This is a genomic window from Amycolatopsis regifaucium, from assembly GCF_001613935.1.
GTDB lineage: Bacteria > Actinomycetota > Actinomycetes > Mycobacteriales > Pseudonocardiaceae > Amycolatopsis > Amycolatopsis regifaucium.
In genome coordinates, this window is record NZ_LQCI01000052.1 from 143,035 (window position 1) to 155,943 (window position 12,909).

A 12,909-nucleotide genomic window follows, 5' to 3' on the forward strand; every position below is an offset into this window, starting at 1 on the left:
GGAACGACCCCATGTCCGTCGATGACACCGCGCGAGGGCACTCCGCCGACCTCGCACCCAACGTGGCACGCCTGGCCGCCACGGTCACCCGTCTGCGCGGCGAGGTGGACCACGCGCACGCCGTCGCCGACGGCCGCGCCCTGATCGAGCTCGCCAAGGGCGTGCTGATGGAGCGCCTGCGGTGCGGCCCGGGCGACGCGGCACGGCAGCTCGCGGCACTGGCCGAGCGCGCCGGAATGACGCGCTTGGAGTTCGCCGCCGACATCGTCGGCGAGGCCGCGAAGGATCGGCTCAGTGAAGTAGCCGCGGAATTCCTGGCTCGCGCGGACGACCACGAAGACGAAGGTTCGGTCGCCGTACGGCTCCGGACGGCCGAAAGTGGCGCGCTGGCCACGGGTGACACCCAGCGCGTCGCCGAAGCGATTCTCGAGCACGCGCTGCATCCTCTCGGGGCGACCGCGGTCGCGGTCTGGCTCGCGGGCCCGGACGGTTCGCTCACACTGGCCGGCTCAGCCGGGTTCTCCGCCGAGGAGGCGGCCCGCTGGTGCTACGTCCCCCCAGGGGTGCCGACACCCGCGCATTCGGCGTTGGTCGAACGCGATCTGGTGTGGTTGCCGGCGTTGCGCGACTCCGGCCTTCCCTCGATCGGGCAGCACACCATGGCCGACGGGGGCCGGGCGACCATCCCGACCGGCACCGGCGGACGCATCGTCGGCGTCGTCGAAATCTGCTGGCCCGACAAGCCCGCCCTCGAATCCGACCGGCTGCGGCGGCAGTTGGAGGCACTGGCCGAGCTGTGCGCGCACACCCTCGACAACTCGACCGAAAGCGCCGTCAGCTCCCCTGTCCGCTCCGCCCCGCAGCTGCTCGGCGAGCTGGTCGATCTCGTGGACAGGTTGCCTGATCCCGCCCTTCTGTTGTGCCCGTGCGTCGACGAGGCCGACCGGCTCGACGATTTCCGGATCCACCACGTCAATTCCCGATTCGCCGACCCGGCAGGACGTCCGGGGAGTCGGATCGTCGGCTCGCGGCTGCTCGAGGTGTATCCGTTGACGGCAGAGGAAAACGGCCTGCTGGACACGATCCACCGCGTCTACGCCACGGGCGAGCCGTTTCAGGATCGGAACATGATGCTCACCACCTCGGTGGACCAGGTTCCGTTGCCCGTACTCGCCGACGTCACCATCAACCGGATCGCTGACACGGTCCTGGTCGGCCTCCGCCTTCAGGACGACGCCGCGAAGCTGACCATGTTGCTGCAGCACGCCCAACGACTCGGCCGGATCGGTGGTTTCGAGGAGAACGTCGTTTCGGGTGCGGTGCTGTGGAATTCGGAGCTGTTCTCCCTCTACGGACTCCCTCCCACCGCGGCACCGCTTCCCCTCGCCCGCCTCGCTGACTACGCACACCCCGACGATTCCCACTCGATCGGCCGATTTCTGCGCACCCTGTTGCACCATCGACGTTCGGCGTCGACCGCGTTCCGGCTCCAGCGATCCGATGGCGTCTCCCGCTACATCCGGGTCGTCGCCGAGCCGGTCGTCGACAGCCGGAACGAGCTCATCACCATTCGCGGCGCCTACCAGGACGTCTCCGCCCAGCACTGGGCCGAAGTCGCGCTCGCGGCCACTCACGACCGATTGGCCGAGACCGAACAGCAGGCGATCGAACACAACCGGCTCACCCTGCAACTGCAGCACGCGATCATGCCACCCGCCCGGGCCCCACTCGATGTACCAGGGTTGCGTGCCGCCGTCCGTTACCGGCCCGCCGAGAAGGAGAATCTCGTCGGGGGCGACTGGTACGACGCCGTCACCCTGCCCAGTGGCGAGGTCCTGCTGTGCGTCGGCGACATCGCGGGGCACGGTATCGAGGCGGCCACCGGCATGGTCAACCTCCGCAACGCACTACGCGGACTCGCCGCCACAGGCGCCGGACCCGCTCAGCTGCTCACCTGGCTCAATGTGGTCGCCTACAACCTCACCAACCAGGTGACCGCCACGGCGATCGCCGCGCTCTATCACCCGTCCAGCCGGACACTGCGCTGGGCACGCGCCGGGCACCTGCCGCCCATTCTCCGGCAGCAGGGCCATACCACCACCTTGCCGCTCATCCAGGGAACACTTCTCGGCGCACTCCCCGACGCGACGTACGACGAGGAGCGACTACAACTCGACGATGGCGACGTCCTGCTTCTCTATACCGACGGTCTCATCGAACGCCGCGACCGTCCCGTCCAAGACTCCATCTCGCATCTGGTCGAGCTCGTCGATACGCACAGCGGCAACCTGGAACAACAGCTCGACGCCCTCCTCACCTTCAGCACCGCCGACACCGACGATGACACCTGCGTCGTCGCCATCGAGGTCGTCTCCGTGCCCTGACCGCGTGTGGCCATTGACGCCTTGACCACACGAGGGCCGCTGTCGGACCGATCAGTGCTCCTCCGCAGATCGCGAACGGTGCGCCGATCACGGGACTCAAGGTTCAGCGTCGCCGCGGCGGCGTTGCGGCTCAGCCCGCGCGGTAGAGAGGTGCCGTTCACCGACGACGAGTTCCTCAAGGAGCAGGAAGCCGCCTGGGGCCGTAGCACGGCCTGGTGACACCAGCCGGGGTCCGTGCCGCGCCGGTGCCGGCTCCAGCGAGGCAGGACCCGATCCCACAGTGACGAAAGGCCGCCCGCCTGGCGAGTTTGTCCAGGCAGGGCGGCTTTTCGTGGCAATTCATTCGAGAATTGAGTTGACGAACCTCAGGAACTGTTCAGGAGCGGGAAAATCTGGAGCACAGAGCGGGCCGGTGCCCGGATTTCACGGACGGACCGCGTCTTACCGAGCATGACGACACAGGCGCGGCTAGCTTTTCTCGTCCTCGTCCGACAACAGGCCCTCTTTCTCGGCCCGGGCCACGACCTTCTTGACGAAGTCGAGGGATCCGCAGTCCTGGTCGAGCAACGCGTTGCGGCGTGTGGCCCAGGCCGTCCCCAGCTCCTGCCGCACCTTTTCGCTCACGTCGGTGCGTGCCGGGTTGAGAATCGTCTGTTCCTCCTCGCCGATGTGGTGCATCAGCGTCTCGGCGAGCTTCTCGACCGCGTCGTCGAACTTCTGGGTATCGGTCCCTTTACACTCCAGCAAGTCCAGCAGTGCCTGATTGCCCTCGGCGTGCTCTTCCTCACTGTGTTCCTGCTCGTGCTTGTCGATCGCGTCTTTACGTCGCAGCGCCGGGTAAACCTCGTTCTCCTCAGCCTCCCCGTGCGCGATCAACGCCGCGGACAGCGCGGCCCGGGCAGCACCACGGTCCGCGGTGGCGTCCCGCAGATCACGGAGGAGTTGCTCGAACAACCGGTGATCATCCAAAATCAGGTCTACGACATCACCAGCGACAGGGCGCGGGATTTTCACGGCAGTCATCTCCTAATGATTCCCTCACAACGTCCGCCGGGCAACACGAAGCACCACGCGGCCGACACTTCTCACCGTTACGGAAGCTCAAAACGCCACCGAATAAACCACTGCTCTGCTGACCATGACCTCCAGGGCCCAGTCTCCTTGGCGTTGCTCTGTCCGGCGTGCGCACAGTCGATTGAGTGAGTCTCGACGCTGACGATTCTTCCCCCGAATTTCCGTGCAGGAAGGAGGGCCGCCGACGCGGTCGCCCCTTCGGCGGTCCTCGCGCGCCCTCCGAATCCGTCAGCGTCTCCGGGTGGCAGTGCGGCGCGGGGTCGTCGGACGCTTCGCGGTCGTCGTGGTGCGATGAGTCGTGGCCCGCGTCGTCTCCGGCGTCAGCTGGGTCGTAGTGGTCACCGGGGTTTCCGAGGGTGACGACGTCGGCGTCTTCAGGGGGCCGGTCGCCACCGTCTTCGGGACCTGCGGGGTCGCCGGGGGCACCACCTGGCCATTCCCGGACCCGCCCCCGGTGCACGCGCCGACCAGCACACCCGCGCTCACGACCAGGGCACACCACCACATCCGCATGGCCCGGACCCTAACAGCCGACGCCTCCCCGATCTTCGGCTTGCGGTTTCACCGCCTCGGTACCGGCCTGCGGTGTTTCGGCGCATTCGCTTCTCTCGGGCCGAAATCACGCCGACCGCGGTACTCGGCCGGTCGACGCCACCAAGGCCGCACAGCGTGCCAGCGAGATGTGCCGACGGCGTGCCATCTCCCTCAGTTCGCCGCCGGCCCGCTCACGGCTGACACCTCGAGCGACCAGAACGGCCATCGCCCGCTCGACGTCACCGACGGGCACCACTGCTTTCCTGCGAAACCACACTGCTTTTGTCCTCCGGGGCTGCTCACGACGACTCAGACCCTTTACCCGCGAACGGTCGCCCTAAACCTCTGTGATGCGGCACACCTGTGCCGACGGAGAAGGCAAAACTTCCCAACATGGAAGCGAAACCGGGACAGCGGTGTTTGACGCGACGCCGGAGGGGGCAGTACGAGCACCAGTCCCCATCGTCGCGGCGGATTCCTCCCGCCGCTTCAGAAAGTGAGTAACCATGATCGTGCTCGGAGTCATCATTCTCGTGATCGGCCTGATCGTCGACATTCCCGTGCTGACCACCATCGGTGCCGTCGTCGCCGTCGCCGGTGTGGTGCTCGCGATCCTCGGCAGNNCGGCCCCGGTCCGCGCTTCGCGCCGGACCGGGGCCCCGGCTCGACCAGAACGAGCCCGCGCGCCTGCCACTACACCGAGTCAAGACGTAGCATGGTGATCAGGCAGCAGGCGTGACGCTGTTGACGGTGCCGATCGGGGCAAGCTCCCTGCTGCTGGTGCTCGCGGCTGTCGATTGGCCGACGCTGTCGTCTCTTCTCGATTCTGCCGCACACCACAGCCGGCTCTGGCCGGTCCGACTCACTCCACAGGAGACTCTCCATCAGCGTCCCAGTCGTTCTGCCGCACGCCGTCAGCGCTCCTCGCTCTTTCACCGACGTGTACGGTCCCGGCATCGCCGTCTGCGCGCGGCCCGAACTGGCCACCACCGAACCGGTGAACAAGCACCGCCACAGCCGCGACGTCGTCTCCGCGCGACCGATCGCTGTCGCGGCTGACACGCCGGTGATCTGCAGCGCGGGTGGCACGGACCCGGATTTGCTGGCGCACCTGCGTGACAGCGGCCTGCCCGTCGGCACCGACCTGCGCGAGTTCCGAACCGAAAGAGAATTCGCCGCGCGTGTGGCCGAAGCGATGTCCGACGGCTTGCTGATGTCGATGGAGTATCCGCAGCCGACCACGCTGTGCCCGGACGAACGCGCGCTCAAAAGCGCGCAACTCGTCGGCTACTTGAACAACAAGGCCAGCATCACCACGTTGGTCGATCCACGTTTCCAGGCGCACCGCAGCGTCGTGACCCGCGGGCAACTCGCGGAGGCGGCACCGGTGGAGAAGTCGTGGGTGCTCAAGGCCGCGACCAACGACGCGCACGGCGGCAGCCTTGATGTCTATCTGCACCGGGCCCACGAGCAGCTCACCCTGCCGGCGTTCACCGAGGTGCTCACCGAGTTCGTCGTCGAGGAGTACCTGCAGATCCTTCGCAACTGGGGCCTGCAGTTCTACGTGGGAGCGGACGCGCGGGCTCGCCTGCTGGCTGTGACCGAACAACGCGTCGACGCGACCGGTGTCTATACCGGCGGCAGGTTCGGTGCGGTCACCACTCCCCCTGCCGAACTGCTCGCCGAATGCCTGGCGATCACCCAGCGCGCGGCCGATGGCGGCTACCGGGGTCTGTGCAGCCTTGACTGCGCCCGAACCCAGGACGGCCGTCAGGTCGTGCTCGACCTGAACTTCCGGATCACCAGCGGGTCGATCCCGTTGCTGGCGATGCAGTCCGTCCGCCCCGACGCCCTCGACCGCCCCGCCGAGTCCGTGAAGCTCACCGTCGACGGCGCACTCACCGACCTGCTCGCCGGGATACGCCCGGAATTGGCCGCCGGTGGCCTGCTCCTCGTGGCCGGTCATGACACCGGCCACACGGACAATCCGATCAGGCAAAGCACCTTGCAACTGCTGGTCCTCGGGGACGACCCCGACGAGGTGGCCGCTCGGCGCCGTATTCTGGAAGAGAAAACCGGCCGATAACGTTCCTCCTGCCCCAGCCCGGCTCGGTTGAACTTCTGCCCCGGACATACGACTGGGTCGACAAGTGGTTCGCAACGGAGCACCGGCGGCGGCGCGCTCAGCTCAAGGTGTCCAGGCCGCGCTGCCACCGTTGCCGCCGCTCGGCGGAATCCTGTTCCCACCACGGGGTACCGCGCTCGCCCAAAGCGACCTTGGCGGTGTGCACCCGCGCCCGGGCTTCCCGCTCGGCTTCGGAATCCCGGGCGCGGCGGGCCGCGCCGACGTCCCGGCGAGCCCGCATCAGCAGACCACGCAACCGAGTCGCCGCTTCTTCCGGGATCTCCGGATCGGTCGCCCGCCAGCGACGGCCGTCGATCACGATGAAGCGCCCGTCGGGCGTGCGGTCCGGCTCAGCCATGCGCGTGCCCCGCCAGGCGGATCCTGATCGGCCCCTCCCACTGTCCATCCGGGTCGAGCGACCGGCCACTCTGGGTCAGCCGCACCTCACCGGCTCGCGCGAGTTCGCGGGCCAGTTCCCGCGCCTGCGGCAACAGCGGGCGCCACTCGTCCGCCAGCGCCCTGGCCGCGTCCGACGGACACGTGCTGCTGCCTTCACCTCGTGCGCAAGCCAAGGCCAGGATCGCGGCCCGCAACCGATCGGGAAGCGGCCCGGCGCCCAGCGCGATCCGGGAATGAGCCGCACCCGGCCCAGCACTCTCCCGAATCCGCTCCAGTTCTCGCCGTGGCCCCGGCCGATCGATCATGCCTCCAGAATCGCACCGACCGGCCTCCGCCGCCGGGCAGCGGGCGGCTGTCAGCGGGACAGTGCGGCGATGAGCGGGCCCGGGTCGGGATGGCGCGACGTGCTTTGCAGGATGACGGAGGTTGCCCCGGCCGCGGCCAGTTCGTCGATCAGAGCGCGGGCACGGTCGCCGAGGGCGGGTACGTCCGGTTCGATCTCCGCGAAAACGATGACCTGCGGCGCCGGTCGGCCCACGGCCTGTGCGGCCTCGGCGACCCGGGCGGCCTCCGAAGCGACATAGCCCGGGTTGACGAGCCCGGCGTCCAGGAGCACACCGTCGCCCACCTCTCCGGCCAGCGCGACGGTCTTCGGCCCCCGTCCGCCGATGATGAGGGGCGGGACCTGCACCGGCGGCCAGTCCAGCGCCACCGCGTCGAGGTTCACATAACGCCCGGCCACGCTGACGGTCTCGCCGTGCAGCAGCCGCCGGACGGCGCCGGCGTGTTCGCGCAGCAATGTCATCGGTGACGTGACCCGGGCGCCGACCTGCCCCATCCAGTCGAGCACCCCGTGCCCGGCGGCCGGGACGAACCGGCCGGGGAACATCCGTGCCAGCGTCGCGATCTCCATGGCGGCGACGGCCGGGTTGCGCAGCGGCACCGGCATCAGGCCGATCCCGACGGTGAGTCGCTCGCTCCACGCCAGCGCGGCCGCGGCACTGGTGAGACCACCTTCGAGAAAGCAGTCCTCCCACAGCCATAACTGGTCGATACCGGCCGCGTCGGCCGCGACGACGGTCTCCCGCAGCTCCTCCGGCGGCGATTGCGGACGGAACACCACTCCCACACGAACCTCGGCCATGGTCTCCACGCTAGTCCCACCCCTGCGCTCCGCCGCGGGGTGATCAGCTCACCACAGGGACTTCAGCTGATGAAGCCCGCCGACTTGAGCCAGTCGCGGGCGACGGTGGCGGGCTTCAGGCCGTCGACGCTGACCTTCTTGTTCAGATCCGTGAGCGTCGCCGTGTCGAGCTTCGTGGCGATCGGTGTGAAGACCTGCTCCAGCTGGGGATATTTCCGGGCGAGCGGAGTGGCGATCGTGATCGCGGGGTTGTACGTCGGGAAGAAGTGCTTGTCGTCTTCGAGCACGGTGAGGTTCTGCGCGGCCACGCGTCCGTCGGTGGAGGCGACCGAGCCGAAGCCGCAGGGGTCTCCCTTGCCGACGCTCGGGTAGACGACGGCGTCGTTGAGCAGGTGCACGTGCGGGTCGGGCAGGGTGAACCCGTAGGTCTTCGCCAGCCCGGGGAAACCGTCGTCCCGGCTCTTGAATTCCGGCCCCATACAGGTCGAGGCCGCGGCCGGGTCCCGCTGCACCAGGGCCGCGTAGTCGGACAGCGTCTTGACGCCGGTCCGGTCCAGTGTCGCCGGGTTGCCGGCGAGGGCGTAGGTGTCGTTGGCGGGCGAGCGTGCCCACCAGGTGACGCCGTTGGCGGTGTCGGCTTGTTTGACCGCGTCGTACTGCGCCTGCGCATCGCTGATCGGCTTGGTCTGGTTGAGGTAGCTGATCCAGGCGGTGCCGGTGTATTCCCAATACAGGTCGACCGCGCCGCTCGTGAGCGCTTGGCGGACGTTGCTCGAACCGGTGATGTTGGTCTTGTCCTGCGGGCTCGCCCCGGCCGCTTGCAGTGCGACGAGAGCGATCTGGCCGAGCAGCAGCTGCTCGTCGAACTCCTTGGAGCTGACGCGGATCTGGGCACCGTTCAGCGCGTCGATCTTCTTGATGGAGCCCGCGCCGACCTGGGCGCCGGTCTCGTCCTTGCCGATCGTGCAGCCGGCCGTGAGCGCCGCCGCCGCGACGAGCGCGAGCGCGGCGGCTGTTGTGCGCTGAAGCATCCGCATGGTTGGTCCTCCTCGAAGTCGGTCGGGCTAACTGCCGCGCGGGTGCAGGAGCTCCTCGGCGACCAGTCCCAGCCAGTCGACGAAGAGCGCCAGGACGGCGACGATGATGCCGAAAGTCAGGCTCAAGATCGGGCGGTACAGCCCGATGCCGGCGACCAGCCCGCCGCCGAGACCGCCGCCGTCGATGAACGTCGCGAGCGTCGCGCTCGCGACGGTGAGCACCAGCGCGGTCCGGATCCCGGCGAGAATCACCGGGACGGCCAGCGGTAGTTCGATCCGCCACAGGATGGCCGTCTTGCTCATGCCCATGCCTCGCGCGGCGTCGACGACGGCCGGGTCGACGCCGTCGAGCCCGACGATCGTGTTGCGCAGCACCGGCAAGGTCGCGTAGACGACGAGTGCCGTCACCGCTGTCGCGGTACCCGTGCCCATCCAGAGCGCGAGCAGCACGACAAGCCCGATCGACGGGATCGCCTGGCCGAGATTGCCCAGTCCCAGGCCGATGGGCCGGGCCCAGCGGGCGCCGGCACGGGTGAGCAGGATGCCGAGCGGGAGGGCGATGGCGATGGTGCACGCCGTGGAGATCAGGGTGAGCCGCAAGTGCGCGCCCAGTTCGGTGAAGATCTCGCCGGAGTTGAGAAAACGCTGTTCGATCGAGTCGATCGGGTGCGCCCGCACGATCATGAAGAGCGCCAGCAGGACAAAGGTCAGCAGGACCGGGCGCACCAGTAACCCGAGACGGCGGCGAGGCCGCGCGGGCACCGTGGTGCCCGGCCCCGGCCCGGGCGCTTCCTCCGCGTCCGGGATCGCGGGCGCGGGCCCCTCTTCGGTCGGCCTGAGCGCCGCGACGAGGCCGGGCAGATCGCACACCCCCAGCGGTTGCCCGGCGCCGTCCCCGGTGACCATGACCGCGGTGCTGCCGGTCCGCACCATCACGTCCAGCACGTCCCGCAGGGTGGCGTCGAGCCGGACCGAAGGCAGGCCGTCCGGCCCGGCCGCCGGCCGGAGGTCCAGGTCCCCCACCCGGATCAGCGCGAGCCGTTTCAGGTTCCGCTTCGGGCCGATGAAACTCGCGACGTAGTCGTCCGCCGGCGCGGCGAGGATCGCCTCGGGCGTGTCGTACTGAGCGAGCACCGACCGCGGCCGCAGTACGGCGATCCGGTCGCCGACCTTCAGCGCCTCGTCAAAGTCGTGCGTGACGAACACGATCGTCTTGCGCACTTCCCGTTGCAGGCGAAGCAATTCGTCCTGCAGCCGGGCGCGTGTGATCGGGTCGGTGGAGCCGAACGGCTCGTCCATCAGCATGACCGGCGGGTCCGCGGCCATCGCCCGCGCCACCCCGGCGCGCTGTTGCTGACCACCGGAAAGCTCACGCGGATAGCGGAGGCCGTGCTCGCGGGTCAAGCCGACGACGTCGAGCAACTCGCGCACACGGTCGGCGATGCGTCGCCGAGTCCAACCGAGCAGCCGCGGCACCACGCCGATGTTGGCGTCCACTCGCAGGTGCGGGAAAAGCCCGACCTGCTGGATGACGTAGCCGGTGTGGCGCCGATGTTCGTCGAGGTCGAGTGCCGACACGTCGGTGCCGCCGATCGTGACGACGCCCGAGGTGGGCTCGACGAGCCGGTTGATCATCCGCATGGTCGTCGTCTTGCCGCATCCCGACGGACCGGTCAGCACGACGATTTCCCCCGCGGGGATGCGCATCGTCAGGTTTTCGACCGCCGGTACCGCTCGCCCGGGATAGAGCTGGCAGACGTTCCGCAGCTCGATCGTCTCGCCACCCATTCCGGCCGCTCCCCCGGACGTAGCCGAAGCAGCCGCCCGGCGGGCACGGGGACGTCGCCGGGTGGTCAGCTTGCCGACCACCACGAAGGCCAGGTCGAACAGCAGCGCCAGCACCATGATCCCGAGCGTTCCGGTGAGCACCTGGTTCAGCGAGTTGACCGAGCCGAACCGGCCGAGCCCGTCGAAGATCTCGTTGCCGAGGCCGGGGCCCTTGACATACGCGCCGATGGCCGCGATACCGATCGTGATCTGCGTCGAGACCCGGATGCCGGAGAGGATCACCGGCCAGGCAAGCGGCAGGCGCACGCGAAACAGCAGCCGCGCGCGGCCGAATCCCATGCCTCGCGCCGCGTCCACCACGGCCGGATCGACGCCACGCAGCCCGACGATCGTGTTGCGCGTGATCGGCAAAAGCGCGTAGAGCACGAGTGCGAACAGGACGTTCGTCAGCCCCAGCCCGAACGGGCCGATCAGGATGCCCAGCAGCGCGATCGACGGGACGGTCAGGAACGCCGCTGTCGTCGTGGTCGCCATCGCGCCGAGCCACCGACGCCGGTAGGTGAGCAGACCGATCGTCATGCCGACCAGCACGGCCAGTGCCATCGCCACCAGCGTGAGATCCACGTGCAGGATCGCGTCGTTCACGACGTCGATCCAATTCTCCCGGAGGTACTCCGACAGGCTCAGGGCGCCGCTCCTCGACGTCGCAGGGCACGAACAGCCGACCACCCCGGTTCGGCCGCGTCTCAGCCCAACATGTCCGCGGCGCTTCTGTCCACAGCTCGACGTAAAGATTCGGTGCTTGCGTTCAGCGGAGGGCGTTCTCGACCAGCGCGACGGTCGTGCGAGGGTCGTCGACTTGGAGGACCAGGCGGGCGTAACGCTCGTCGGCGAGTTCGATCACGACGGCCTTCGACGGATCCTTGACGTCCCAGAAGACCTTCTCGCCGTCGAGGTGGAACGTGCCCGCCGTGATCACACCGGGCAAGTGGGCACCCGGCGCTCGGATTCCCTTGGGATCGGCGGCGATGCCCGGGTCCTCGGTCGCGCCGCGGACGTTGGCCAGCGGGATGGTCAGACTGCTCTTGAAGGCCCAGAGCTTGTCGAGCCCCTCGATCACGACGACGAGGTCGTTGCCGTCGATGTGGACCAGTGCCATGTCGGTTTTCCTTTTCAGTCAAGAGGATCGAGCCGCCGGGTCAGCGCGGTGCCGACGCCGTCGGGGTCACCGCGCAGGAGGATGCCCAGTGCGGCGGATGTGAGGGCGGCGGCCAGGGCGGGGGGAATGCCGAGCGCGTCGGCGATCGCCTGGTCGACGGAGGCCAACGCGGCGGCCACCTCGGCGGCGACCTCCTCGTCGACCGGTGCCCGCTCGACCGCCGCGAGCAGCAGCAGACCGAGGTCGGCCGACGTGACCAGCCGCAGCGCGGTCGCGGCATCCGTCGCCGCGGCGAGTGCTTCGGCCAAGGGGCGGACATCGTCGGCGAAATGGCGGCGCAGTGCGACCAGGTAGAGGCCGCGCTTGCTGCCGAACGTCTTGTAAAGGCTGTTGCGGTGCACGCCGAGGTGAGTGACGAGGTCGTCGATGGACACCCCGTCGTACGCGCGGCCACCGAACAATCCCACGGCGGCGCGCACCGCCTTCTCTTCGTCGAACGCCCTTGGCCTGCCCATGACACGACCGTAGACCATTAAGGAACGTTCAGTCAAGAACGACCGTTCCTTAATGGTCCGGCTTGGCGTGCTCACTGGCCGCGTTGGCCAGGTCGATGGCCGCCATGTGCGTCTCCGCCCAGTCGCGAAGGGCGGCGAGGGGCGCTTCGAGAGCGGCCCAGATCGGTGAGTCGATAGTGGACCTTGGGTGGCACCGTGGGTTCGACCCGCCGCGAGACCAGGCCGTCACGGGTCAGGTTCGGCGGGGTCACGACAACGTCTTCTGGGAACCACCGGGGATACGGCGTTGTAGATCGGCGAAGCGAATCTCCTCGCGTCCGGCTTCGCCGAGCACCTTGACCACCATCGAAGTCCACTTCGTACCGATGCGGTCCAGTAATCGTCGAGTGGGGCACTGCGGGTCGAAGAGATCGCCGCGCACGCCTCGGGCCGCCCGGGAGGTCACCTGGAGCACCAGGTCGGTTGAGCGGCGGGATCCGCTGCCCGCGGTCGTCGCCGATCCCGCTCATGGGTATCCGGCCCTTGACGAAGTGGATCTACCCTGCCAAGCTGAAGTGACATTCACAGACGATATGTCACAGACGGGCCCGGTCCGGTGCACACCGGAGCGACGACGTCATCTGGGGACCGCCAAGCCGGGGCGGACCGGCATTTGGTGTCCGATGAAATCCGAAAGCGACCGGCCACCCGAGGCTTTCGATGTTCAGCTTCGAGACCGTCATATCGAAAACATGACCAGCGCAAGGAGTG

The 12,909-nt window shown here is 68.5% G+C and carries 13 protein-coding genes and 3 pseudogenes; 3 read left to right on the forward strand and 13 right to left on the reverse strand.

Annotated features, from left to right (window positions below; translation table 11 throughout):
* Positions 1–11 precede the first annotated feature (11 nt).
* Positions 12–2,384: a SpoIIE family protein phosphatase gene (locus AVL48_RS36240; protein ID WP_082857886.1), complete on the forward strand. Its 2,373-nt coding sequence runs from the start codon at positions 12–14 to the stop codon at positions 2,382–2,384.
* 78 nt (positions 2,385–2,462) lie between these two features.
* Positions 2,463–2,603 carry a hypothetical protein gene (locus AVL48_RS39400; RefSeq protein WP_156515796.1) on the forward strand — a complete coding sequence of 47 codons (141 nt, stop codon included), beginning with the start codon at positions 2,463–2,465 and terminating at the stop codon, positions 2,601–2,603.
* A 249-nt stretch (positions 2,604–2,852) separates the two neighbouring features.
* On the opposite strand, the gene AVL48_RS36245 is transcribed toward AVL48_RS39400, so the two are convergent.
* The 3 genes from AVL48_RS36245 to AVL48_RS39405 form a co-directional block, all read right to left on the reverse strand.
* Complete coding sequence (locus AVL48_RS36245) at positions 2,853–3,407, reverse strand: hemerythrin domain-containing protein (protein ID WP_061980997.1); 555 nt, start codon at positions 3,405–3,407, stop codon at positions 2,853–2,855.
* 279 nt (positions 3,408–3,686) lie between these two features.
* Entirely contained in the window at positions 3,687–3,971 is a 285-nt protein-coding gene (locus AVL48_RS36250; protein WP_061980996.1) for a hypothetical protein, read from the reverse strand.
* Positions 3,972–4,077: 106 nt separating this feature from the next.
* Positions 4,078–4,245, reverse strand: a complete 168-nt coding sequence (locus AVL48_RS39405) for a hypothetical protein (RefSeq protein ID WP_156515797.1) — start codon at positions 4,243–4,245, stop codon at positions 4,078–4,080.
* A 687-nt stretch (positions 4,246–4,932) separates the two neighbouring features.
* Here AVL48_RS39405 and AVL48_RS36260 point away from each other — a divergent pair.
* Positions 4,933–6,078: a hypothetical protein gene (locus tag AVL48_RS36260; protein ID WP_061980995.1), complete on the forward strand. Its 1,146-nt coding sequence runs from the start codon at positions 4,933–4,935 to the stop codon at positions 6,076–6,078.
* 97 nt (positions 6,079–6,175) lie between these two features.
* Here the strand turns inward: AVL48_RS36260 and AVL48_RS36265 are convergent, their stop codons facing one another.
* The 10 genes and pseudogenes from AVL48_RS36265 to AVL48_RS36300 form a co-directional block, all read right to left on the reverse strand.
* Positions 6,176–6,475, reverse strand: coding sequence for a hypothetical protein (locus AVL48_RS36265; RefSeq protein WP_061980994.1), 300 nt, complete (start codon positions 6,473–6,475; stop codon positions 6,176–6,178).
* On the reverse strand, positions 6,468–6,821 hold the full coding sequence (locus AVL48_RS36270; RefSeq protein WP_082857887.1) for a DUF3253 domain-containing protein: 354 nt from the start codon (positions 6,819–6,821) through the stop codon (positions 6,468–6,470). The genes AVL48_RS36265 and AVL48_RS36270 overlap by 8 nt, the downstream gene beginning before the upstream one ends.
* Before the next feature lie 50 nt (positions 6,822–6,871).
* Positions 6,872–7,660 (reverse strand): LLM class flavin-dependent oxidoreductase, encoded by a 789-nt coding sequence (locus AVL48_RS36275; protein WP_061980993.1) that lies wholly within the window; start codon positions 7,658–7,660, stop codon positions 6,872–6,874.
* A 62-nt stretch (positions 7,661–7,722) separates the two neighbouring features.
* Positions 7,723–8,697 (reverse strand): glycine betaine ABC transporter substrate-binding protein, encoded by a 975-nt coding sequence (locus AVL48_RS36280; RefSeq protein ID WP_061980992.1) that lies wholly within the window; start codon positions 8,695–8,697, stop codon positions 7,723–7,725.
* Between the two features lie 27 nt (positions 8,698–8,724).
* Positions 8,725–9,630 carry an ABC transporter permease gene (locus AVL48_RS40445; RefSeq protein WP_341865672.1) on the reverse strand — a complete coding sequence of 302 codons (906 nt, stop codon included), beginning with the start codon at positions 9,628–9,630 and terminating at the stop codon, positions 8,725–8,727.
* A 60-nt stretch (positions 9,631–9,690) separates the two neighbouring features.
* A pseudogene (locus tag AVL48_RS40450) lies at positions 9,691–10,485 on the reverse strand (ABC transporter ATP-binding protein); the annotation flags it as partial.
* 132 nt (positions 10,486–10,617) lie between these two features.
* Positions 10,618–11,088 (reverse strand): annotated as a pseudogene (locus AVL48_RS40455) (ABC transporter permease); the annotation flags it as partial.
* Positions 11,089–11,293: 205 nt separating this feature from the next.
* A complete protein-coding gene (locus AVL48_RS36290) occupies positions 11,294–11,644 on the reverse strand; it encodes a hypothetical protein (RefSeq protein WP_061980991.1) in 351 nt (116 codons plus the stop codon).
* Between the two features lie 14 nt (positions 11,645–11,658).
* Entirely contained in the window at positions 11,659–12,159 is a 501-nt protein-coding gene (locus tag AVL48_RS36295) for a TetR/AcrR family transcriptional regulator (protein ID WP_061981145.1), read from the reverse strand.
* 49 nt (positions 12,160–12,208) lie between these two features.
* Positions 12,209–12,604, reverse strand: a pseudogene (locus tag AVL48_RS36300) (winged helix-turn-helix transcriptional regulator).
* Positions 12,605–12,909: the final 305 nt, after the last annotated feature.